Source organism: Neomicrococcus aestuarii, assembly GCF_014201135.1.
Classification (GTDB): domain Bacteria; phylum Actinomycetota; class Actinomycetes; order Actinomycetales; family Micrococcaceae; genus Neomicrococcus; species Neomicrococcus aestuarii.
Genome location: NZ_JACHDR010000001.1, coordinates 2257596 through 2281211 on the forward strand (window position 1 = coordinate 2257596; position 23616 = coordinate 2281211).

Genomic DNA, 23616 nt, shown 5'->3' on the forward strand with positions numbered 1-23616 from the left:
AGCGAGCTGATGTGAACAAAGAAGTGTGGCGGTGGTTCTCAGGGGGACCACCGCCACACTTCTCTCTTTGCAACCTTCTTTACGTCCTTCTGTACTACTTCTTCCGGCGAGGAAGCTTCGGGTGGTCCTCGGTCGTCCCTGCTTTCAGGGCCTTCGGATCATCCGAAGCGGTGTTGTCTTTGAAGATTCGGTACCCTCGGACGGAATCGAAACCGTGGATCTCACGGGTGTCCAGCACGGCCATGAAGTTCAAGACCTCAGCCGTGATGACCTGACCTGGCACCAGTACCGGGAAGCCTGGTGGGTACGGCGTCACGAAGCCTGCCGAGACCGGTTGCTCGCCCTTCGCCACGCGTTCCGCTAGCTCAGCAGGGTTCACGTAGTCCACCTCGGAGCGCTTCTGGCCGCGGAAGAAAGCGGTGCGCATGTCACCGTCCGGCAAAGACCGATCCTCGCTGAACTCGGCAGCAAACTCGCTGAAGTCCGGCAATGGCGGCAAGTCCTGGTCCACGCCGCCTGCCGGAATGTTGGAGCCCTGATAGTGCTCGTCGATGCGCTCGGCCACCTTGACCAGAACCTCAAGCAAGTAGGCGATGGCGCTTCGCGAAGTGCCGATGTTCGTCATGAACAGCACGGTGTTCCGGCTGGTCTTGTTGATCTGGATGCCGTAGCGGTCCATCAGGTAGTCGTGCTTGAACGTGTCGCCATCGATACCGGTGCGGCTGATCTCGATGGTGATGCGGCTGGGGTCAACCACGAACTCGTCGTTCTCCCAAGCTTTCCACATAGCGGAGAGTCCATCGCGGTGGGGAAGCGGACGGCCAGATCCGCGAAGCTCCTTGGAAATCAACTCGTTAGCTGTCAGCACACGGAACGTGCGGCGGAGCAACGGGTGGCGCGCAATCGAATGTGTCAGGCTCGTCGCAAGATCCAGCTGACGCTGCACCAAAGCGAAGCCCTCGAGCTCCACTTGGCGGCGTCCAATGTCCAACGACGCCAGAATCTGGTAGTTCGGCGAGGTGGACGTGTGAGTCATGTACGCCTCGTGGAACGCGTCCTCGGCTTCGTACTTCCACTCGGAGTCGTACACGTGAATCATCGAGCCCTGACGCAGTGCCGTCAGCGTCTTGTGTGTGGACTGGGTGGCATAGACGCGGATCTTGGAGTCCGGTGCCGGGATGAGCTTTTCCTTGAGCCACACCTCGTCTGAAGCTGGAGTGCCGTCCTCGTTGAACAGGATCTTCTGCTGCTCCGCGTAGGCGCTTTCGAGCTCGTTGGACGCCAGCTTCCCTTCAAGTGACTTCGCGGCCGCCATCGCCGTGCGACGACGAGTGACGGGGTGGAACGTGGCGAAAGCGAACCACGCCTCATCCCACAAAAACACCAAGTCGGGCTTGATGGCCAAGCATTCAGCCATGACGCGTTCTGGGTCGTACACGATGCCATCGAACGTGCAGTTGGTGAGGGTGATCATGCGAACTTCGTCCAACCGGCCGGCCGCACGGTACTTGAGCAGCATCTCCTTGATACGGCTCAGCGGCACGGCGCCGTAGAAAGCGAACTCGTCCAGCGGATACGCCTCGAGGTACGCAGGCTTCGCCCCGGTCAGCACGAACGCGTGGTGGTGAGATTTATGGCAGTTCCTATCCACCATCACAATGTCGCCAGGTCCCGTGAGTGCCTGGTGAACAATCTTGTTGGCGGTGGAGGTTCCGTTCGTGACAAAGAACGTGTGTTTCGCGCCGTACGCGCGTGCGGCAAGATCCTGAGCCTTCTTCAACGTGCCCACCGGGGCAAGCAAGGAGTCCAGTCCGCCGGAGGTGGCAGAGGTTTCGGCCAGCAACAGGTTCAGCCCATAGAAATCGGCTAGGTCGCGAATCCACTTCGAGGCGATCACGGAGCCGCCACGCGCAATCGGCAACGCGTGGAAGACACCCACGGGGCGTCGAGCGTGATCCTGAATTGCCGTGAAGAACGGGGTGTCGTAGAGGTGGGACACGCGCCGCAGCAAGGACAAGTGCAGTTCCAAGCGGTCTTCGCGGCGGAACACGCGGCGGAATCGTCGCGTCAAGAAGCGTGCCAGGTCCTCAATGTGAGCACCTGCCATCAAGTACAAGTCCAGTTCAGGACGCAACGAAGCCAGTGTGTCTGCAAGCCCCACCACGCGCTGAATGTGGGCGAGCTTGCTGCGCGGTGGCGTCCACGACGTCACGGATTCGCTTGCGAGAGCAATGGTGTCCTGAAGATCCTTGCTGAGCGGCAAGCGGGTCTTGTCGCTAAAGCCCGGACGCACCACGCAAGCCAAGATGTTCGGGTTTGTGAGAATGGCGGCGATCGCATCCTCGGCGGAGGGAACAATCACGAACTCGTAGATGAATGCGTCCGCGGCTGACCGCATGCGGTGCACGCTCTTGATCACGCTTTCGATTTCATCCGGAGACATTTCATCGATGACCAAGACTTCGAATCGTGGACGTGGGTCGCCGTCGTCAGAGGTCATGAGGCGCTCTGACTCATCGGCGGCGTCTTCAAAAGTTTCGTTGGTGGTGGGTTGGTCGCCGCGTTGGCGAGTCACGACGCGTGCCACACGATCCAGGGCCGCCTTGTATTCGCCAGCTTCCAGCAGTCGACGAATGCTCTGTACGTATTCGGTTCCGCCGCCCGCCCAATACATTTCGATGGTCTCGAGGGACCGGAGGGATCGGTGCAGCTCGGTGTCCGCTACGTAGGTTGATTCGGGGTCATGGCTGGTGACTAGACGCTTGATGGCGAACAGCAAGTACTCCCACGCGTCGGAGCGCATCCTCCACGTGCTCGAAGACATCCCGGGATCCGGCTCCAAACTGACCTTCGTGGCATCGTTTTCGGATGCGGAAGTAACAGTGCGGTCCTCGGGTGTTGTCCGAGCGTGGTGTTGCATGTCGAGATCCTTAACAGGGCGCAGGTGGAGAGTGGAGTAGAAGTGCGGGGCTGTGACTCTTCGCGAAGAAGCCGCTAAAGAGGTCCACGTGAGTAAAGGGGGTCCAAGAATTCAGGAGGTTCCGAGGACTTGGGATGGGGTGGAAGCGTCGCTGATCGAATCGCGGGTGGGATTCGATTCTCGCGCGCTCGGTGTGAAGTATGAATGGGAAGAACAAGGACATCAGTGTCACGTTCCTCCATTCCTTCAATCGCCGGAATCGGGCTAGACGGTGCAGTAGCTTTCGAGGTCATGTCTTGGTGAAACATGGTCGAAAGCTAAAGGAATTAGCCGAATTGGCACGCCTTTTCTCTAGTTTCGCGTATGAACTATCAAAGTCAATAGGGATGACGGAAGACTGCGCTACATGAAAGGAAAACTGGACGCGACGTCAGGCCCAGAGGACGCACCTACCCCGGCATTGAACCACCGTGTCCGTAGGATGAATTCATGAGCTCTCAGCAGGTACAGCCATCCACTCCGGAAATTTCGGCGATGACAGCAGCGCGCAGAGCAGTGCTGCAAATGGTAGACGGTGGGGTGCGGCACGTCGTGGTGTCCCCGGGTTCGCGGAGCGCGCCTCTTGCCTACGCCATCGCTGAATTTGAGGCGCAGCACCCCGACCTGTTGACCAGCCACGTGCGCATTGATGAACGTTCCGCGGCCTTCTTTGCGCTGGGTATTGGCTTGAACACGGGCCGTCCCGCGGCTGTTATCACCACGTCCGGTACGGCGGTGGGGAATTTGCTTCCTGCTGCGATGGAGGCGAATCACGCGTCGGTGCCGTTGTTGCTCCTGACCGCGGATCGTCCCGAGGAGCTTCTGGGCACTGGCGCTAACCAGACCACCGTGCAGGATGGAATTTTTGGCGGGCACGTGCGCTTCGCGGTCGCCGTTCCGGCCGGCGCCGATCCCACGGGGTGCCTTCGACAAGCACTCACCGCCTCGCTCGGCATTCTCACGCACGAACACTCGCAGCTGCTCAACGAGAGCAACCCGCAGTTCGCCCCCGAGGGCGTCACCTCCCACGACGTTGCTCCGGGGCCGGTTCACGTGAACCTCAGCTTCCGCGATCCGCTCACTCCCGGCATAGAGGACGACGACGCAGCCTTGCGTCCCGAGGATACGTCGGCTGAGAGCGGGGGCCCGGTTGAAAGTGGTGGCCCGGTTGAGAGTGGTGGCCCGGTTGAGAACAGGGCAAGTGGCTCTGGCGACAGTGGTGCTGGGAGCGCCACCGTTTCCGAAGACACCGCCGAGTCCTTGCGCCTTTTGGCGGGAACGCTGCAACTCGAAGAGCGTCGAACCGTGGTGATCGCAGGGCACGATGCCGGCCCGATCGCCGAACACTTCGCGAACCACACGGGATTGCCGTTGCTGGCCGAGCCGAGCTCGAACGCCCGATACGGTGAGAACGCGGTGACTGCGTACCGTCTCCTGATTCCCTCCTTCGTTGAGAACATCGACCGAGCCGTGGTGTTCGGCCGTCCTACGCTCAATCGCGAGATCGCAGCCCTCTTGAAGAGCGAACGCGTTCCCTCTGCACTTTATGTTCCGGAGCCGGTGGCCTGGTTCGACGCCGGAAAACGCACCGAGCGAATGATCGAGGACCTTGAGGATCTTCTGCTGTTCGCGGGCCGAGGACCTGCCGACTGGCTCTCCTCCTGGCACCATGCAGCCGAACAAGCCGTGGACGTCCTTGAACCCATCTGGCGGTCACAACCGAATGCACTGAGCGCACACGATGTAGCTCGGGCTGTCTGGAACACGGTCGACGGAAATCTGGTTATCGGGTCATCGAACATCATTCGTGACATTGATATCGCCGCCCCCGCGCGCTCGCGGCCCTTGCGCGTGTTTGCGAACCGTGGACTGGCGGGCATCGACGGCACCATCTCCACGGCGCTCGGCATCGCGGCCAGCGCGGAAACCGATGGAGCTACAAATCAGTCCACGCGCACCACGCTGGTCGTGGGAGACGTGACGTTCTTGCATGACGCCGCCGCGCTCGTGCGCGGAGCCCTTGAAACGAGCCAGCAACTCGACGTCGTTGTGCTCAATGACCACGGTGGCGGCATCTTTTCGACGCTCGAGCACGGCACGGTGGGTCAGCGTCCGCAGTGGCAAGACGCCGTGGAGCGGTTCTTCGGAACGCCACAAGACGTAGACGTTTCTTCGATTGCTCGCGGGTATGGCGCGGAGTATCGAGGCGTCGGATCGGCTGGGGAACTCGAATCGATACTGAGGGAAGAATCGGACGGTGTGCGCGTGATTGAGACTCACGTGAGCCGTGCCGAACGAACGGCACATACGCGTGCCATGCGCGAGGCAGTGGAAGCGGTGCTCGAAAATATCCATAGCTGATTCATAGGAAAGCCTGACCACAAACATACGTGCGGGTCACAAGATGTAGGTATGACAAACACTGAGCAGCCACATCCAGACCATGACCGCGGACTCGAGTTCGACCTCAAGACCCTCCTGACCCGCCGTCGCGCCGTCGGCGTTGGCCTCGTGGGCATGGCTTCGGCCGCTCTTGCCGCGTGCGCCCCGTCCCAAAGCGCAAGCCAACCCTCAACTTCCGCTTCGAGCTCGACCGCAGCTGCGTCGTCGTCCTCATCCTCCAGTGCTTCAACTGGCGCTTCCGCAAGCAGCTCCTCAAGCGCGGCCGGAACCACCCGCGCTATCGCCGAATGCGGCGTGGAAATCCCAGACGAGACCGAGGGCCCATACCCGGCTGACGGCTCCAACGGGCCGAACGTCCTCGAGGAATCGGGAATTGTGCGCGAAGACATCCGTGGCAGCTTCGGCGGAGGAGATGCGGGCGTGCAAGAAGGCATCCCGCTGACGCTGACCCTGACCATCCTGGACAACGCCAACGGCTGCGTGCCCTACGAAGGTGCGGCCGTGTACGCGTGGCACTGCAACAAGGACGGCAAGTACTCGATGTATGACACCGGCTTCGAAGATGACAACTTCTTGCGTGGCGTCCAGGAAGCCGACGAAAACGGGCAAGTCACCTTCACCACCATCTTCCCGGGCGCCTACATGGGTCGCTGGCCGCACATCCACTTCGAAGTCTTCGACTCCCTCAACAACGTGGGCTCCACGGGCCAAATCCTCAAGGTCTCGCAAGTCGCCATGACGGACGCCTCATGCCGCGCCGTGTACGAGACCGAGGGCTACGAATCCAGCGCCCAGAACTTCCCCAAGACAACGCTGACCTCAGACAACGTCTTCGGTGACGACGGCGGCGTGTACCAGCTCGCCAGCACGTCCGGCAACGTGACGTCCGGGTACCAGGCTTCGTTGAACGTCACGCTCTAAAAACAAATGACCCGCCCTCTCCTCTATTCAAAGCGGGAGTGGCGGGTCATTCAACAACTGCGGGTCAACCCCGCGCAACATCTGCGGGCCAACCTCGCGGGTGAGTGTGTCTAGTCTTCGATCTTGACGTGCGTCGGATCAAGAACGCGCTTGAGGAAGTCCTGGGTACGCGGCTGCTGCGGGTTAGCGATGACCTGCTCGGCAGGTCCCTGCTCCACCACAATGCCCTGATCCATGAACACCACGCGGTCGGCCACTTCGCGAGCGAAGGCCATCTCGTGGGTGACCACAAGCATCGTCATGCCATCCTGTGCCAGACGGCGCATGATTGCGAGCACATCGCCAACGGTTTCCGGGTCAAGCGCGGAGGTTGGCTCGTCAAAGAGCATGAGCTCAGGGTCCATGGTGAGCGCTCGAGCGATCGCCACGCGCTGCTGCTGACCGCCCGAAAGCTGGTCAGGGTAGCGGTGACCGAAGTCGCCGAGACCCACGGCGGCCAAGTTCTTCAGAGCCTTTGCCGTTGTTTCTGCAGCGCTCTTCTTGAGAACCTTGACGGGTGAAATGGTGCAGTTCTCCAACACGGTCAAGTGCGGGAACAGGTTGAACTGCTGGAAAACCATGCCCACTTTTTGACGCATCTTGTCGATGTCCACTTCGGGATCGGTGGTTTCGAAACCGCCTACCTCAATGGTGCCGGCGTTCGCGGTCTCGAGGCGATTCACGCATCGAAGCACAGTGGACTTGCCAGAACCCGAAGGTCCAATGAGGCAAACCACTTCGCCTGGCTGAATATCAAGGTTGATTCCCTTGAGAACTTCGTTGGTGCCGTAGCTCTTGCGAAGATCCTTGATGGATACGCCCGCGGCCTTGAAAGCGGGCTGATTCGTGGTAGTCATGGCGTCCTCCTACCGACGTGTCTTAGCGGTGCGGGCTTCGAAGCGGCGTGCCAAGAAGCTCAATGGAATGGTGATGACCAAGTACATGGCGCCGGCAACTACCAGCGGGGTGATACCTGCACCGAGGCTCGAGATGCCGTCACGGCCGAACTTCGTGAGTTCGTACTGCGTTGCCAAGAGACCCAGCACGTACACCAAAGAGGAGTCCTTGGTGAGCAGGATAACTTCGTTGGTGAGCGGTGGAAGAACAATGCGGAAGGCCTGCGGAATGATGATCGAAATCATGGCGCGCCAGGCTGGCATACCCAACGAGCGGGCTGCCTCCATTTGGCCCTTTGGCACGGCTTGTAGGCCGGCGCGAAGGGTTTCTGCGATGTACGCGGAGGACACCAAGCCAAGGGACATCATGACCACAACGGGTACGGGCCAGTTGGTGCCGGGGAACGCGGCGGGGACGCCGAGGCCCAAGGTGATGAACACCAGAAGTGCTGGGATGCCGCGGAAGAACTCAATGTAACCGGTGGCGAACCAGCGGTACGGGGCGAAGGACGCCATCTTCATGAGTGCCAAGAGGAGGCCGCCGGTGAGACCAAAGATGAACCCGAGCACCGTGTAAATGAGGGTGTTCTTGAGGCCCACGAGGATCAGATCCGGGAACATCGGGCCGATGCGCTCGAAATTGAAGAAGGACCGGAAAATGACCGGCCAGTCAATGGAGAAGATGAGAGCAGCAAGAATGACAACAAAGATTGCCAGCTGGATGATCTTACTGGTCCGCGCGCGCTGCCGTGCGGTCATGGCCATGGCGGAGCCTTCCTAGTGTTGGTGCAAGTGTGACAGAAGGGTGAATCAACCGTATACGCAAGTGCGTCCGGCGAAAAGCACTCAAAGCGAGTTTTTCGCCGGACGCACTTGCGATCGTTACGGTCCTGTTAAGACGACGTTAATTAGGAAGAAGAGGATGCGGAAGCTGCAGCTGGGGTGCTCAGTCCGTACTTTTCCTTGTATTTCTCAAGGGTGCCGTCACCCTCGATGCGCTTCAGCGTTGCATTGACGGCCTCAAGAAGTGCCGTGTTGCCCTTCTTGATTGAAATGCCGAGCTTTTCACCGGTCGGGAAGTTGGCTACGTTCTTGAACTCTGCGGTGTCCTTGAGGCCGTAGTTCAGCACGGAGATGTTTCCAAGAACAGCGTCAACCTGGCCGTTCTTGAGAGCTTCAATCTGCAAGCCACCATCTTCGAACTGCATGGTCTCAAGGCCGTTGTCCTTAGCGTAGGACTCGCCCGTGGTGGCGCCCTGAACGCCTACACGCTTGCCCTTTGCGGACTCGAGGTCCGTGATGCCGGAGCCGTCCTTGGCGAACAACGCGAGGTCGTCATCCAAGTATGGGTCGGAGAAGTCCATGTTGTTCTTGCGCTCTTCGGTGATGGAGATCGAGGAGATCGAAACATCGCACTTAGCCAAGGCCAGTCCGGACTGGATGGATTCGAAGGAATCGTCGATCACGCTAACTTCAACGCTGAGATCCTTGGCGACTTCCGCAGCCACGTCCATGTCGTAGCCAACGGTCTTTCCGTTTTCGAGGTACTCGAAAGGTGGGTAAGGAACGTCAGAGCAGACGGTGAGCTTTCCAGCATTGAGGAGTGTGACGCTGGAGGCGCCGGAGGAAGCGGCCGAGCTTGAGGTGGATGCGGTGGAGGATCCGCCACAAGCCGTCAGTGCAAGAGCTGCCGCTGCGGACAGTGCAAGCACTTTGAGTGACTTTGAGGTGCGAGTCATGAAGGGTTCCTTTTCTAAGGAGTGATGGAACTTTTCGGTTCGCTAGGGAACTGAACGCATAGTCTATCTGAGCGTTATGTCACATTATTCGCGACTTCTAGCGAAATACAGAACGACGGCGCCGCTAGCGTGAGGATTTTTCGTTAGAGATTGAGGGCTTGTTGCATGGGACGCATCTTTGCCCAGGACTCCGCGAGTTCTGAAGCGGGGTCAGACGCAGCGACCACTCCGCAGCCTGCGAACAGGCGAATTCGGTGTGCTGACTCAACGATTCCGCCGCGCAGCGCAATTCCGAACTCGCCGTTACCGTGCGAGTCGATCCATCCCACGGGACCGGCGTATCGTCCGCGGTCCATGCCTTCGAGCTCCAGAATTGCTGATGCTGCTGCATCTGTGGGAGTGCCACAGACGGCTGCTGTGGGATGAAGAATTTCTGCTAGATCCAGCGCGTTGGGCGCGTCCTTGCTGGGGAGCTTGGCGGTGACGTCAGAGGCGAGGTGCCATACGTTAGGTAGCTCGAGCACGAAGGGCTCAATGTGGGCGTCCATATGAGTCACGTAGGGAAGCAGCTGAGACGTGAGCGAATCAATGGCCAATTGGTGTTCGTGGCGCTGTTTTTCGTCCTCGGACAAGGCGCGCTTCGCGTAGTCGGGATCGGCTACGGGAGCCGACTTGCGGTCTAAGGTTCCTGCCAGCACGCGAGCGCGAGCGGTTCCGTTGATGACCTGGATGAGCATCTCCGGGGTGGCGCCAATCAGGCCGCGCATCGAGTAGGTCCAGCAGTCGCGGTAGCGCACGGAAAGCTCTTTGAGAATGCGTGACACCTGAACCGGCTGAGCAAGTTCTGCAACGGCATCTCGAGCCAACACCAGTTTGGTGAGTTCGCCGGAGTTGATGCGCTCCACGCCGCGTTTGATGGACTCAACATATTGCTCGTCGCTGACATGGCCTACCAGGAGGCGATCTTCGGTCGGAACGTCGGCGACATCCGGGAAGTCGAGGTGACCCACGCTGGATTCATGTTGCAAGACGGCGAGGCGTTCCAGCGCGCGTTCGCGCAATGTCTCGTGATCAGCCTCCGGTGCAATCCCTGATTCTGGGTCGAAGAGCCACGTCAGGTAGGCATCTCCGCCTTTCTTGCGGATCACCATCTCCGGCACTACCAGTCGGGACGCGTGTGCGCTCGTGTGGCTGAAGGCCACGGCCACGAATGCGAAAAGTTCGGCGTCGGAAGAAGCCTTGGCGGACAGCAGCTCGTTCCAGGCCTGGCGGAGTTCGTGGAATCGATCCGTGCCTTGAGCGGCAACGGAGAAAACCTCGCCGAGCCCAATCATGCCCTCGGAGTTCCGCAGCCAGACCAGTGCTGAATCAGTCGTCACGAAATCATCGAGTGGGACGTTGACGGCCGCCGGGAAGTCGAAGGTCGCGCTGGCGAGGCGAGGGAGCGACGCGAGGGGAGTGGGCGTTGAAGTGCCCTGAGTGCCTGTGGACATGGTGAGTCAAGATTACTCGTAAGTGTTCAGTCACGGCGATTCCATAGGCCGGGCAATGCATATGAGGTTGCCCGCATCATGCCCCTTACCGGTGGGGCGGATTAGCGCGGCTTGCGTGTGGCTGGGAGAATGAACGGGTGAATCGCGCAACTCTCGAAAAACGACCCGACGAAGTCCAGAGCATGTTTGATGCCGTAGCTGCCCGCTATGACATCACCAATGACATTCTGTCGATGGGTCAGACCCGCCGCTGGCGCAAGATCGTGGTGGACGCAGTAGACGCCAAGCGTGGCGAGCGCGTCCTTGATCTCGCAGCGGGCACCGGAACCTCCTCCGAACCCTACGCAGACGCTGGCGTCTCCGTGGTTGCTTGCGACTTCTCCACCGGAATGCTTGAAGTGGGTAAGAAGCGCCGCCCGGACATTGACTTCGTCAAGGGCGATGCCATGAACCTGCCGTTCGCAGATAACTCCTTCGACGCCGTGACCATCAGCTTTGGTCTGCGCAACATTCAGGATCCTCGCTTGGCATTGAGCGAGATGTACCGCGTGGCCAAGCCCGGCGCACGCTTGGTGATCGCTGAGTTCTCCCACCCGACGTTCTCCCCATGGCGCACCGTTTACACGGAGTACCTCATGCGTGCTCTTCCGGCGATCGCCACCAAGGTGTCTTCAAACCCCACCGCGTACCAGTACCTTGCCGAGTCCATTCGTGCGTGGCCTAACCAGGACGGTCTCGCCGCGTGGCTGGACGCGGTCGGTTGGCGCGATGTTCAGTACCGTAATCTCGCCGGTGGCATTGTTGCCGTGCACCGCGGTTTCAAGAAGTAGCAAAGGGTCTTTGTGTCTGTAGTTATTGTGGGGGCTGGGCCCGCGGGGTCAACCGCCGCCTATTACTTGGCGCGTGCTGGCGTAGACGTCACGGTGCTTGAGAAGACCCGTTTCCCACGCGAAAAGGTCTGCGGAGACGCACTGACCCCACGCGCAGTTCGGGAAATCCAGCGCCTCGGCTTGCCGCATGAAGAGTCAGCCGGATGGCGACGCATCAAGGGATTGCGCCTAGTAGCCGCCGGAAATTCGATGGAGCTTCCGTGGCCTGAGCTCACGGACTTCCCTGACTACGGTCTGATCCGGACCCGCCTCGGCTTCGACGAAGCCCTCGCCCGCCACGCACAATCCGCGGGTGCCCGCATTCTTGAGGGTCACTCCGTCACGGAAACCATCACGAACGAAAGTGGCCGCGTCACCGGCGTCCGCGCCCAGATCCTCAATGAAGCCGGACGTAAGACGGGCGAGACGCTCGAGGTGAGCGGCGACGTCGTACTGGCAGCAGATGGAAACTCCAGCCGCTCCGCCGTAAGCCGCGGCTTCGAAAAGCGCGATGACCGTCCCATGGGCGTTGCTTACCGCACCTACTACCGCTCTCCGCGTCACCTCGATGACTGGATGGAAGGCTGGCTGGAGCTACCCGGCAAGAACGGCGATCCGTTGCCGGGTTACGGCTGGGTATTCGGTGTTGGCGACGGCACCTCCAACGTGGGTCTTGGCATCCTGAACTCGTCCAAGGAGTTCGGCAAGCTCGATTATCGTCAGGTCCTCAAAGAATGGACCGCCGCGATGCCCGAAGAGTGGGGCTTCACGGAGGAAAACCAGACTTCACGCATTCTGGGAGCCGCGCTTCCCATGGCCTTCAATCGGACACCGCACTATTCGCCAGGGTTCATGCTGCTCGGCGACGCCGGTGGCATGGTGTCCCCATTCAACGGCGAGGGCATTTCTTACGCGATGGAATCCGGTCGCATGGCGGCGCAGTCCGTACTGGATGCGTTCAAGGCCACCACAGGTGCTGCGAAGGAAGAATCCTTGGCTCGGTACGCGGATGTCATCCGTGACGAGTGGGGTTCACACTTCACACAGGGCCGGCTGTTCGCGCAAGTGATCGGCAACCCGCACATCATGCGTCTGTCCCTGAAGTTGGGCATGTCCAGCCAAGTTCTCATGAACATGGTGGTGCGGTTGCTCGCGAACCTTTCGGATGAAGCGCCGCGAACAATTGAAGATAGAGTTATCCATGTTCTCGAGCGGCTTACACCCGCCACGAACAACCAAAACTCCGTCCGTTCCTTGAGCAACATTTCACAGAACGTACGCGGCCCGCTGGGCTTAGTGCGAGCTCTCTCAACCAACAGTAAGTCTGATAAATCGTGACTCAATCCCACAACACTTGGACCGCTGCGGGGCACTCTGTGCCCGAATCCATGGAATTGGACGCCGAAACTCGTGCCCTTGCCGAGCTCGTCAAGCTTCCGCCAGGGTTCGCGGAGATCGCAGATGACCCCACGTTGGGCCCGGCCGTTTTCACGGGTATGGCTCGTGTGGAGAAGATGTTGCGCGATGCCATCGCGAATTCTGACCCTTTCGTTGATCAGACCAGCCGCCATTTGGTAGAGGCTGGCGGTAAGCGCGTTCGCCCGCTTCTGGTGCTGTTGAGCTCTTTGCTCAGCGGCAACGAGGAGATCAGCGATGACGTGGTCAAGGCCGCCGCAATGGTGGAGCTTACCCACTTGGCGACGCTGTACCACGATGACGTCATGGACTCCGCGCCCTTGCGCCGCGGCGCACCCACTGCTCATGAAGTGTGGGGCAACTCGGTTGCTATTCTTACCGGCGACCTGATCTTCGCGCGTGCCTCCATTCTTGCCGCGTCCTTGGGCCCGGAAGCTGTTGACTTGCAGGCTCGCACGTTCGAACGCTTGTGCTTGGGACAGCTGCATGAATCCGTGGGACCGCGCCCTGAAGAGGACGCGCTCACGCACCACTTGAGCGTGATCTCTGATAAGACCGCATCCTTGCTGGCTGCCGCTGGCGAGTTCGGCTCCCGCTTCGGCGGCTCCGGCGATGCCCAGATGAACTTGCTGAGCGAATACGGCGAAAAGGTGGGCGTTGCCTTCCAGCTCGCCGATGACGTCATTGACCTGACTGGCGCCAAGGTGAAGTCCGGTAAGACTCCGGGAACGGACCTGCGCGAGCGCGTCCCCACCTTGCCGGTGTTGATCTTGCGGCGCATGTCCGCCGAGGGCGACGCCACCGCTACCGAAGTTCTCACCTTGGTCGACGGCGATCTGACCAGCGACGAGCAGCTTGCTGCAGCTGTTCAGGCGGTTGCCACGCACCCAGCGACGAACGAGGCCTGGGCTGTTGCCCGCCAGTGGGCTGACGAGGCTCGCGAGGCGCTGTCTCCACTTCCTAACGGTCCTGTCAAGAACGCGCTGTTGGACTTCGCCGACGCTGTGGTCTCCCGCGACCAGTAACTAGTCCGCGATCAGTAGGTAGTTAAACGCGATTCAAGCGCGCGGATTGCGCCGGTACGCGGTAACGCTCGGCTCACCGTCGATCCAAAACCGCCACGGCCAGTCCGCCGCTTGAGACACCCCTACGCGGGGTCCCGAAGAAATTTGGGAGTACGACGACGCAGCTTCGGGACATTCCAAGCTCACCACTGCGCCACTCGCGGAGCTAGTAGAAGTGCCAAGTTGCGAGCCGTTATCAGCGCCAATTTCGGTGTTGATGACAGCGCCGTAGTGCTCGAGATTGAGTCCAAGGGCTTGCGCTAGATTCCCTGGCCCCCGAGCGAGCTGGGCATCCGTGAGCGCTACCTTGCGCGGCACCGTCTGTTTGCGCGGAACACGTTCGCGACGAGCATGAGCTAGCTCAAGACCCTCCACGACTTTCCCCGCGCGCAACAGCACACCGCCAGAACCCTCGGGCGTATGGGCCACAATGTTGCACGCCCAGTGATTGCCGTAGGAGCGGTACATATAGAGCCTGCCCGTGGGGCCGAACATGGCCTCCGTGCGCGCCGTGAGTCCACGGTAAGCGTGAGAGGCTGGGTCGATCTCGCCCTCGTAGGCTTCCGTTTCGGTCAGCTCCACCACCACGGTGCCCTCGGCGTTCGTATGCCGAAGCCGCCACCCCAACAGTTGCGGCGCTACCAAGGACGCGCGTTCATTCAGGAAATCCAGGGAACCGTTACCGGAAATCATTTGTACCTCCGTGAACTAAGCGTGCGTGAGCCGCGAGTCCGCAAGGGGAGAATCAGTGGTGAGCTACGTCGTCGTACGCGTCAACCTGATCCAACGCCCCACGCAACTCGAGGGCCTTGCGCGCCCGCACCTCCACGGGTACGCGATGGCGCAACTGCTTGTAGAGGTCATCGCCGAAATACCTCGGGAAAACATGCATGTGGTAGTGCCACACGTGCTGATTCCCAGCAGGTTCGTTGTGCTGACGCACGCTGGTGCCATCCGGATCCCACGCAATTTTCATGGCCAAGGTCATGCGTCGAGCAAGCAGCATGATGGCCGTCGCGGTGTCCTCATCAACGTCGTAGAGCGCCTCTTGGTGCTGCGTGGGGATGATCATGACGTGGCCGCCGTGGTTGCCGAAACCGTCGCACGCCATGATGGCTGCGGCCTTGTCATTCGCGTAAATGAAGTCAGTAAGGGCGCAGAGATTGTCCGGGGACTCGATCTTGCCACTCAACAGCTCGCAGAACGGGCAGACGTACCCCTCGGGTGCGTGAGAATGCCAGAGTTCGCTCATCGACGGGTCACTTCTCAGTCTTCGAGTTCAGGCTCGAGCTCTTCAAACACCCACGTATACATATCCAGCATGTATTCGCTGAAGGTGCCGTCCTCGCTCATCCAGCGGCCGGTAGCGTTATTGCGGCGGTGCACAATGGGGTCCGGAACGTTGAGCTGATCCTCGCGGATGCCCCACACAAAGAGTTCTTCCTCATCTTCCATGAACAAGAGGTAGCCGTCTTCGATCTCAAACTCGTCTGGCTCCCACACAAAGTAGTAGGCCTCCATGAGGTCTTCCACGCCGCCCACGCTCATGTAGAACTCGCGGAGCACTTGGGGGAGCAGAGTTGCGGAGCGTCCCAACGATTCCTGGACCATGTCCTCAAACTCGTCCTCGCTCAAACCGTCTTCGGGCTGCCACTGGTCATCGAGGTATTCGGGAACGAGTGAGCGGAACTTTTCAAGAAACATATCGGCCATGCTTCGATCTTATCGGCAGATGCGGGCCTACCGTGCGCTCTTACTTGGCGTTGTCAGCCCTAGATCGGGGCAAACGCAGGCTAGGCCGGGACCAACCGCGAACCGCAAGTGGCGCACTCCACTTGAAGCGGACCGCCAGCATGCGCATCACGAACACGGCCACCGCCGTGATGGTCGCCGTGAGGAGGTTAAACCAGCCCGTCATCTCCAAGAGAACCGTCACGCTGGCGCCCAAGAATGCTGGAACCGCGTAGAGGTCTCGAGGGTTGAACAGGCCAGGTGTTTCGTTTGCGGTGATGTCACGCAGCAAGCCGCCGCCGCACGCCGTGGCCACACCTAAGAGCACGGCGACGATGGGTTCAATTCCGGCCTCTAGCGCAACGAGCGTTCCCGTGATGCAGAAAAGAGCCAGTCCGCCGGCGTCGAAGAGGGAGATGAAATAGCGCAGCTTTTGCAAGTGGGTGGACATCAAATACACGGCGATGGCCGCCAAGAACGGCGGGAGCAGGTAGATGGTGTTCACGAAGACGTTCGGGACGCCTTGATCGATGATCAGGTCACGCACAATTCCGCCGCCGAGGCCGGTCATGTAGGCGAGGGCGAGGGACCCGATGATGTCGAAGCCCTTACGTGCCGCCAGCAACGAGCCGGAGACCGCGAAGAAGAAGATGCCGAGCAGGTCCGCGGAGAGCATGAGCGGATTCACGAGAGCTCCTTCGCTTCGAGGGCCAGCCAGAGCTGCACGCGATCTTGCATGTTGGCAGGGGAGTAGCCGGTCAAATCTGTCACTCGTTGGAGGCGGTAGCGCACGGTGTTGCGGTGCACGCCGAGTTCGCGCGCTACTTGCCCGATTTCGCCTGAGCTATGAAGGAACCGGCGCAAGGTGTTGATGAGTTCACCGTTGTGTTGAGCGTCGGCGTTCTCAAGGGGTTCCAGGATCTCGCGGGCCAGATCCATGAGCGGCACATCCTTGGCCGTGAGGAGCAGCGATGTGAGCGAGAGACGGCTGGGTTCGTTGATGGGCTGCAGGGAGCGCAAGGATTCACGAGCCTCGTAGTAGCTCAGCCGCAAACCATTCGCGTCCGGGTACAAGCGCCCGTAACCGATGGTGAGATGGGTGGTTGCGGAGCTGAACAGCTCGGCGGCTTGCGCCGCGATGACGCCCGGTTCCGAAGCGCTGGCGTCATGACCTGGTCCGCTGTCGTTGCCGGTTCCGCCATCTTTACTTCCGCCGGCGGCGCGCGAGGGCACGATGATCGCGAGTCGACCATCCAGAATGGCGGTGATGACGCGAGGAGGCAGGCTGGGTAGCGGCATTTCTCCTAGCGGTGCGTGCCCGCTACTGGATTCAACCAGTACGACGCCGTGCGCTTGCGTTGCGTCGAGACCTACAGATTGCATGCGTAGAGATGCGTCGTAACCGCGCAGTCCACCGTGCAGGACATCGTCGAGCACTTGGCCCACGGCGATGCGGGACGTGCGGCGCAAGCGGGCTTGGTTGGAGAGTTCGAGTCCCAGCAGGCTTTGCGCGTAGGGAATGAGAGCTTCGGAGGTGAGCGGTTTCCGGATGAACAAGGAGGCTCGGTCACGAAGCCCGGAGGCGATCGGCCAGTCGGCCCACTCTGCATCAGAATCCGTGGACACCGGGTCCGAGGTGCCCTGTGTCGCGAGGTGAGAGCTACCCAGTTCAATCCCGTACTGCTCCACCCGGGCGGCGTTGCCCACGAAATTCTCAAGGACGTCAAGGAGCGCGTCGATGCCACCGCCGCGCAACAGTGCGGCAGAGAGTTTTTGGTGTCCCGCGAGAAGCTGTTGGATGCCGGAAACGTGCTCAGCAGCGAGGTCTTCGGCAATGATGCGGGAGATCGCGGCGAAAGCGGTTTGGTAGGGGACCTTGAATAACGGAAGTCCCACTTCCTCAGCGGTGAGACGCAAAGCCGAGGGAACGGCGTCGTGCCCTAATCCCACCCCGAAACCAAGCGCCGAAGCGCCACCTCGCTTGGCGCTGACCACGAAATCGCGCTGTAGCGCTGCAGTGCGCAAGCGGATGCCGGTGGTGAGGAGAACTTCGTCGCCGGTGAGGAAAACGGAGGGGTCCACTTGCTCGGTAACAGCTGCCCAGGCCAGCTGAATCGAGGCCGGATCGGCACCCTTCGCAGACGGCACCAGAGTCAGTCCAAGACTGGGAACCGCTAGCAACTGCGCGAGGGTCATGGCCATGAACTCATCCTAATTTGTGCATAGCTAGCGGAAGAAACTCAAAAAATGGTGCCTAGAAGCTTGGAGTTCGCCCAGAGTGAACCTAGTCTTGTGGGCATGACTACAGCAACGAACGGCAAAACGCCGGTTCGTCGCGAGACCTTTAGCTCTCGACGACTCTTTATTCTGTCAGCCATTGGCTCAGCCGTTGGACTTGGCAACATTTGGCGCTTCCCTTATGTCGCCTATGAAAACGGCGGCGGCGCCTTCCTCATCCCTTACCTCGCCGCGCTTTTGACCGCAGGTATCCCACTTCTCTTCTTCGACTACGCCGTGGGCCACAAGTTCCGTGGCTCCGCGCCGCTGGCATTCCGACGTTTGGCCCGCCCGGCCGAAGCGCTCGGCTGGTGGCAAGTGCTGGTCTGCTTCGTGATCGCCGTGTACTACGCGGTGATCATCGCCTGGTCTTCGATGTACACGATCTTCTCCGTCACGAAGGCGTGGGGTGAGGATCCCGAAGCGTTCTTTATGGGAGATTTCCTTCAGCGAGCTGGCGCGGCAACAGAGGCCTCGGTGTCTCTGGACTTCGTGCCAGGCATCCTCATTCCGTTGATCATCGTTTGGATTGTCACCATCGGCATCATGATTGCGGGCGTAAGCAAGGGTATCGCTCGCGCGAACGCCATCTTCTTGCCGCTCCTCGTGGTGATGTTCGTGATCCTGGTAGTGCAGTCCTTGTTCTTGCCAGGTGCCGTGGATGGACTCAACGCTTTCTTCACGCCAAGCTGGGAAGCACTCGGTGACCCATCCGTCTGGGCTGCCGCCTACGGTCACATCTTCTTCTCCCTCTCCGTGGGCTTCGGCATCATGGTTACCTACTCCTCCTACCTCAAGCGCAAGACGGACCTCACGGGTTCCGGCTTGGTAGTGGGCTTCGCCAACTCAGCGTTCGAGATCCTCGCCGGTATTGGTGTGTTCGCAGCCATTGGCTTCATGGCCCAGGCTGCCGGAACCACGGTGGCCGACCAAGCAACGGGTGGCATTGGCCTGGCGTTCATCGCCTTCCCTGCCATCGTTTCTGAGGCACCTGCCGGCCAGCTCATCGGCGTGCTGTTCTTTGGCTCGTTGGTGTTTGCTGGTGTTACGTCGCTCATCTCCATCTTGGAAGTGATCGTCGCAGCCGTTCAGGATAAGCTGGGCGCGGGTCGTACGTTCTCTACCCTGATTGTTTCTATCCCGATGGCCATCATCTCGATCGTTTTGTTCCCGACCACCACTGGCTTGTACGTGCTGGACACGGTGGACGGCTTCGTGAACCAGTTCGGTATCGTCGCAGGCGCCCTCGTGGCGGTCATTGTGGTGGTGTGGATCTACCGCAATCTTCCGTCGTTGCGCGAGCACGTCAACCGCTACTCGAGCTTCAAGCTGGGTGGCGTCTGGTTCATTCTCGCGGGCGTTATTGCGCCCGTCGTGCTGGCCTACATGCTGGTCACTGAGATCATCGCCAAGTCCACGGAGTCCTACTCCGGGTACCCGCTGTGGTTCAACGCCATCTTTGGTTGGGGCATGTCCGTTGCGCTGATTGTGTTCGCCATCCTGATGTCCTTTGTGCCGTGGTCTGCGAAGTCCAAGCTCAATTTCGATCCCGAGTATGACGCGATCCGCGATGCCGAAAACGCTGAAGCGGATTCCTACACGAAGGGAGGTCAGCGATGACCACCACCGCCATCATCATGCTGATCATTGCCATCCTCACCGTTTGGGGCGGACTGGCGCTGTCCATGTGGAACTTGAGCCGTCACCCGGAGGATGAAGAACCCGAAGTTCTTCCCACCATGCACGCTCCCGAACTCTAGACCGGCTTTCTAGAAGCAAACGCTAGACCGCACCGTCGCAGATAGTCGCTATCTGTCGTGCAAACAAGATCGACCCGCAGCCCAGTGCTCTTGCACTACGGACTGCGGGTCGATTTGTATTTTGGTACAAGACGCCGGTTGCTTGAGGGTTCTAGGATCGGAGCTAATCCTTCACGCGCGGAAAAGACGCATTCGCCACTTTCACCCCCCGGCCTGCGATTGCGCGTGATCGTTGTCGAAGAGAAAAGGAATAGCTCATGGCAACCACTACGGCAGAATTCCGTATTGCACAGCAGCGCAAGATGACGGGCGCCTTCCCCGGCCCCAAGTCCCAAGAATTGGCAGCACGCCGCAGCCAGATCATCTCGGCCGGCGTTAGCTCCACCCTCCCGGTCTACGTTGAAGACGCCGACGGCGGCATCATTGTGGACGTCGATGGCAACCAGCTGATCGACATGGGCTCCGGCATCGCCGTGACCACCGTGGGTGCATCCCACCCGAAGGTTGCCGCAGCCGTTGCTGCTCAGACGCAGCGCTTCAACCACACGTGCTTCATGATCACCCCTTACGCAGGCTACGTAGAGCTCGCAGAGAAGATCGCACAGCTTGCTCCCGGTGAGCATGAGAAGCGCGTTGCGTTCTTCAACTCCGGCTCCGAGGCCGTCGAGAACGCCGTCAAGGTAGCTCGCGTTGCTACCGGCCGCTCGGCAGTCGTGGCCTTCGATCACGCCTACCACGGCCGCACCAACCTCACCATGGGTTTGACTGCGAAGGCTGCTCCGTACAAGAAGGGCATGGGCCCTACCGCTCCGGAGATCTACCGCATTCCAATGTCCTACCCGTACCGCGAAGAGAACCCGAACATCTCCGGTAAGGAAGCCGCTGAGCGCGCCATCTTGACCATGGAGAAGCAGATCGGTGGCGAAGCGATCGCAGCCATCATCATCGAGCCCATCCAGGGCGAAGGCGGCTTCATTGTTCCTGCCGAGGGCTTCTTGCCTCGCATCGCCGAATGGGCGAAGGAACAGGGCATCGTCTTCATCGCTGATGAAGTGCAGTCCGGCTTCTGCCGCACCGGCGAATGGTTCGCTTCCCAGCACGAAGGTGTTGTCCCAGACATCATGACCATGGCCAAGGGCATCGCAGGCGGTATGCCACTGTCCGGCATCGTGGGACGCGCTGACATCCTCGACAAGGTCCACGCAGGTGGCCTTGGCGGAACCTACGGCGGTAACCCAGTAGCAGTGGCCGCAGCGCTCGCAGCTATCGAGGTCATGGAAGAAGAGGGCCTCAACGAAAAGGCTCGAGTCATGGAGAAGAAGTTCTTCGACACCCTTCTTCCGCTCCAGAAGGAAGTTCAGACGGTCGGCGACGTCCGCGGCCGCGGTGCCATGCTCGCGATCGAATTCGTCAAGGCCGGTGGCAAGCAGCCAGACGCTGAGCTCACCAAGAAGATCGCAGCTGACTGCCTTGCAGAAGGCATTGTCATCCTCACCTGTGGAACCTTCGGCAACGTTATTCGTTTGCTGCCACCACTCGTGATGACTGAGGAACTCTTCGAGGAAGCACTCACCGTTTTGGTGGACGTGATCCGGAAAAACTCCTAATTGAATCAACGGTCAGGATTGCGATAGCAACCCAGACCAACGCAAAACCCCACCATCGCTCCGGCGGCATCTCTTCGTGAAACACCACAACGGCAGTCACGAATTGAAGCGCCGGAGCGATGTACTGCAAGGACCCAATCACGCTCAGCGGCAAACGCTGTGCTGCGTAACCGAAGAACAACAGCGGGACAGCCGTGATGATGCCGGTGCCCATGAGCAACAAGAAGTGCCCCGGGCCTTCAGACGTGATCGTCGTCTGCCCGGTCGCGGCCAGATAGGCCAAGAACGCTAGCGAAAACGGAACCAAAACCAGCGTCTCAATGGTGAGCCCGGTCGTCGTCGTAATGGAGTGCCCCAAACGGTTCTTGACCAGCCCGTAGAGCCCAAACGAGAACGCCAACGTAAGCGCTATAAGCGGTAGCGAGCCGTAACCCACCGTTAGTACCACCACAGCCAGCAGGCCAAAGCCCACCGCGACCCATTGCAAAGGACGCAAGCGCTCCTTCAGGATCACGACGCCCAAGAACGTGGACACCAGCGGGTTGATGAAATACCCCAGTGCCGCGGACACGGTCTCACCGTTGAGCACCGCGAAGGTATAGACCACCCAATTCACGGCGATCAGCGCCGACGCCAGCGCGAGCATCCCCACCGTACGCGGAGTGCGCAACGCCGTCTTGAGCGTGCCCCATTCCTTGAGAATCAGCACTAGCGCGAGGCATACCACCAAGGAGAAGAACACGCGCGCCGCCACGATTTCGAGCGGACCGGCCGGAGCCAGCAGCGCGAAGTACAGCGGCAAAAGCCCCCACAAAAAATAGGCGCCGAGGCCCGCAAGGATGCCTCCAGCTTGAGCGTTGGGCGCGGGGGTCGGCGCGGTTTTCGTCACTAGTACATACTGCCTTCTGCGTACGACGACGCAACTCGGTTCCGTGGGCCGCTTTCCGATTTGCGGCGCCTATTAGAATAGTAAGTTGGTGCCCGGGGTCCCGATCCGGGCGAAACCTCACGTGGGCTGCTGTCAGCGCCACTTGCTCGAAAGGAATTCTGTGTCCTCGACGACTGAAACCTCGCCCCTGCGCGTTGCCATTATTGGAGCCGGGCCGGCGGGCGTTTATGCAGCGGACATCCTGACGAAAGCAGACCGCGAGTTCGAGGTCAGTATTGACCTCTTTGACGCTTACCCCGCGCCTTACGGCCTGATCCGCTACGGCGTCGCCCCGGATCACCCACGCATCAAGGGCATCGTGACCGCACTGCACAAGGTGCTGGACCGTGGTGACATCCGCTTCATCGGTAACGTCACCTTTGGCCGAGACCTCACGCTCGAGGACCTCAAGAAGCACTACCACGCAGTGATTTTCGCAACCGGCGCCATCAAGGACGCCCCGCTGAACATCCCGGGCGTGGAGCTTGATGGCTCTTACGGCGCAGCAGATTTTGTGTCTTGGTATGACGGACAGCCGGACGTGCCACGCGAGTGGCCGCTAAATGCCCAGCAGGTTGCCGTGATTGGTAACGGCAACGTGGCCTTGGACGTGGCGCGCGTGTTGTCCAAGCACGCGGACGATCTGCTGGTCACCGAAATCCCAGACAACGTGTACCAGGGCCTCAAGCAGAGCCCCGTCACGGACGTGCATGTGTTCGGCCGCCGTGGCCCCGCGCAGATCAAGTTCACGCCGCTGGAACTGCGCGAACTGTCCCACTCTCGCGACGTGGACATTGTGCTGTACCCGGAAGACTTTGAATTCGATGAAGCCTCAGATGAGGCCATCAAGACCAACAACCAGGTCAAGACCATGGTCAACACGTTGACCAACTGGATTGTGGAAGATCAGGACACGGGCGCTTCCCGCCGCTTGCACTTGCACTTCTTGCACGCTCCCGTCGAGATCCTCGGCGAAGACGGCAAGGTCGTCGGCATGAAATTTGAGCGCCAAGAGCTGGACGGCACCGGCAACGTGCGCGGCACCGGCGAGATCGTGGAATACCCACTCCAGGCCGTCTACCGCGCCATCGGTTACTTCGGCTCCGAGCTTCCCGGTTTGCCGTTCGATGCGCGCCGCGGCGTCATCACGAACGTCGGCGGCCGCGTGGTAGACGCGGATCAGCAGCACTTGGCTGGCCTCTACACCACGGGTTGGATCAAGCGCGGCCCCGTGGGCCTCATCGGCCACACCAAGGGCGATGCGCTCGAGACCATCGGAAACTTGCTGGAAGATTCCGCGTCCTTGCCAACCCCCGAGGTGCCTTCTGAAGAAGCCGTTATTGAACTTCTGGAAGAGCGCGGCATCGACTACACCACGTGGGAAGGCTGGAACAAGCTCGACGCTCACGAACGTGAACTCGGCGCCCAAGCCACCGCTCAGGGCCCCGTGGCCCGCGAGCGCGTCAAGGTTGTGCCCCGCGACGAGATGGTCAACATCTCGCGCGCTGAATAGT

At 60.2% G+C, this 23616-nt stretch carries 20 protein-coding genes; 9 read left to right on the forward strand and 11 right to left on the reverse strand.

The window, feature by feature from the left end; translation table 11 throughout:
• Positions 1 to 94: 94 nt before the first annotated feature.
• The gene (locus tag HD598_RS10235) at positions 95 to 2920 is read right to left on the reverse strand and encodes an aminotransferase class I/II-fold pyridoxal phosphate-dependent enzyme (protein ID WP_183665671.1); all 2826 of its coding nucleotides are present in this window, start codon (positions 2918 to 2920) and stop codon (positions 95 to 97) included.
• A 489-nt stretch (positions 2921 to 3409) separates the two neighbouring features.
• Between HD598_RS10235 and menD the strand changes: the two genes are divergently transcribed.
• Together menD and HD598_RS10245 are read left to right on the forward strand one after the other, a co-directional pair.
• Positions 3410 to 5320, forward strand: a complete 1911-nt coding sequence (gene menD / locus HD598_RS10240) for a 2-succinyl-5-enolpyruvyl-6-hydroxy-3-cyclohexene-1-carboxylic-acid synthase (RefSeq protein ID WP_183665673.1) — start codon at positions 3410 to 3412, stop codon at positions 5318 to 5320.
• A 51-nt stretch (positions 5321 to 5371) separates the two neighbouring features.
• A complete protein-coding gene (locus HD598_RS10245; protein WP_183665675.1) occupies positions 5372 to 6283 on the forward strand; it encodes a dioxygenase family protein in 912 nt (303 codons plus the stop codon).
• A 110-nt stretch (positions 6284 to 6393) separates the two neighbouring features.
• Here the strand turns inward: HD598_RS10245 and HD598_RS10250 are convergent, their stop codons facing one another.
• The 4 genes from HD598_RS10250 to HD598_RS10265 form a co-directional block, all read right to left on the reverse strand.
• A complete protein-coding gene (locus HD598_RS10250; RefSeq protein WP_183665677.1) occupies positions 6394 to 7179 on the reverse strand; it encodes an amino acid ABC transporter ATP-binding protein in 786 nt (261 codons plus the stop codon).
• A 9-nt stretch (positions 7180 to 7188) separates the two neighbouring features.
• Complete coding sequence (locus HD598_RS10255; RefSeq protein ID WP_183665679.1) at positions 7189 to 7983, reverse strand: amino acid ABC transporter permease; 795 nt, start codon at positions 7981 to 7983, stop codon at positions 7189 to 7191.
• Between the two features lie 143 nt (positions 7984 to 8126).
• Positions 8127 to 8957 carry an ABC transporter substrate-binding protein gene (locus HD598_RS10260; RefSeq protein ID WP_071894895.1) on the reverse strand — a complete coding sequence of 277 codons (831 nt, stop codon included), beginning with the start codon at positions 8955 to 8957 and terminating at the stop codon, positions 8127 to 8129.
• Between the two features lie 143 nt (positions 8958 to 9100).
• Positions 9101 to 10450: an isochorismate synthase gene (locus HD598_RS10265; RefSeq protein ID WP_183665681.1), complete on the reverse strand. Its 1350-nt coding sequence runs from the start codon at positions 10448 to 10450 to the stop codon at positions 9101 to 9103.
• 137 nt (positions 10451 to 10587) lie between these two features.
• On the opposite strand from HD598_RS10265, the gene HD598_RS10270 reads away from it, so the two are divergent.
• The 3 genes from HD598_RS10270 to HD598_RS10280 are packed head-to-tail and all read left to right on the forward strand — an operon-like array spanning position 10588 to position 13760.
• On the forward strand, positions 10588 to 11280 hold the full coding sequence (locus HD598_RS10270) for a demethylmenaquinone methyltransferase (protein WP_183665684.1): 693 nt from the start codon (positions 10588 to 10590) through the stop codon (positions 11278 to 11280).
• A gap of 12 nt (positions 11281 to 11292) precedes the next feature.
• Complete coding sequence (locus tag HD598_RS10275; RefSeq protein WP_183665686.1) at positions 11293 to 12657, forward strand: geranylgeranyl reductase family protein; 1365 nt, start codon at positions 11293 to 11295, stop codon at positions 12655 to 12657.
• Entirely contained in the window at positions 12651 to 13760 is a 1110-nt protein-coding gene (locus tag HD598_RS10280) for a polyprenyl synthetase family protein (RefSeq protein ID WP_157103299.1), read from the forward strand. The genes HD598_RS10275 and HD598_RS10280 overlap by 7 nt, the downstream gene beginning before the upstream one ends.
• A 33-nt stretch (positions 13761 to 13793) precedes the next feature.
• On the opposite strand, the gene HD598_RS10285 is transcribed toward HD598_RS10280, so the two are convergent.
• Genes HD598_RS10285 through HD598_RS10305 form a run of 5 tightly spaced genes read right to left on the reverse strand, consistent with a single transcriptional unit; the run spans position 13794 to position 17732 of the window.
• The gene (locus HD598_RS10285; RefSeq protein WP_183665688.1) at positions 13794 to 14492 is read right to left on the reverse strand and encodes a DNA-3-methyladenine glycosylase; all 699 of its coding nucleotides are present in this window, start codon (positions 14490 to 14492) and stop codon (positions 13794 to 13796) included.
• A gap of 52 nt (positions 14493 to 14544) precedes the next feature.
• Complete coding sequence (locus HD598_RS10290) at positions 14545 to 15051, reverse strand: HIT family protein (RefSeq protein ID WP_071894899.1); 507 nt, start codon at positions 15049 to 15051, stop codon at positions 14545 to 14547.
• 14 nt (positions 15052 to 15065) lie between these two features.
• Complete coding sequence (locus HD598_RS10295) at positions 15066 to 15512, reverse strand: hypothetical protein (protein WP_071894900.1); 447 nt, start codon at positions 15510 to 15512, stop codon at positions 15066 to 15068.
• A 40-nt stretch (positions 15513 to 15552) separates the two neighbouring features.
• Positions 15553 to 16206 carry a trimeric intracellular cation channel family protein gene (locus HD598_RS10300; protein WP_071895395.1) on the reverse strand — a complete coding sequence of 218 codons (654 nt, stop codon included), beginning with the start codon at positions 16204 to 16206 and terminating at the stop codon, positions 15553 to 15555.
• A gap of 8 nt (positions 16207 to 16214) precedes the next feature.
• A complete protein-coding gene (locus HD598_RS10305; protein WP_071894901.1) occupies positions 16215 to 17732 on the reverse strand; it encodes a PucR family transcriptional regulator in 1518 nt (505 codons plus the stop codon).
• A 96-nt stretch (positions 17733 to 17828) separates the two neighbouring features.
• On the opposite strand from HD598_RS10305, the gene HD598_RS10310 reads away from it, so the two are divergent.
• The 3 genes from HD598_RS10310 to gabT all read left to right on the forward strand — a co-directional run bounded on the left by HD598_RS10310 (position 17829) and on the right by gabT (position 21174).
• Positions 17829 to 19427, forward strand: a complete 1599-nt coding sequence (locus HD598_RS10310) for a sodium-dependent transporter (protein ID WP_183665690.1) — start codon at positions 17829 to 17831, stop codon at positions 19425 to 19427.
• On the forward strand, positions 19424 to 19567 hold the full coding sequence (locus tag HD598_RS10315; RefSeq protein WP_071894902.1) for a methionine/alanine import family NSS transporter small subunit: 144 nt from the start codon (positions 19424 to 19426) through the stop codon (positions 19565 to 19567). The genes HD598_RS10310 and HD598_RS10315 overlap by 4 nt, the downstream gene beginning before the upstream one ends.
• Positions 19568 to 19824: 257 nt before the next feature.
• The gene (gene gabT / locus HD598_RS10320; RefSeq protein WP_183665692.1) at positions 19825 to 21174 is read left to right on the forward strand and encodes a 4-aminobutyrate--2-oxoglutarate transaminase; all 1350 of its coding nucleotides are present in this window, start codon (positions 19825 to 19827) and stop codon (positions 21172 to 21174) included.
• Here gabT and rarD read toward each other — a convergent pair.
• Positions 21137 to 22063, reverse strand: a complete 927-nt coding sequence (gene rarD, locus HD598_RS10325; RefSeq protein WP_183665695.1) for an EamA family transporter RarD — start codon at positions 22061 to 22063, stop codon at positions 21137 to 21139. The genes gabT and rarD overlap by 38 nt on opposite strands.
• A 160-nt stretch (positions 22064 to 22223) precedes the next feature.
• Between rarD and HD598_RS10330 the strand changes: the two genes are divergently transcribed.
• Positions 22224 to 23615 carry an FAD-dependent oxidoreductase gene (locus tag HD598_RS10330; RefSeq protein ID WP_232318020.1) on the forward strand — a complete coding sequence of 464 codons (1392 nt, stop codon included), beginning with the start codon at positions 22224 to 22226 and terminating at the stop codon, positions 23613 to 23615.
• Position 23616 lies beyond the last annotated feature (1 nt).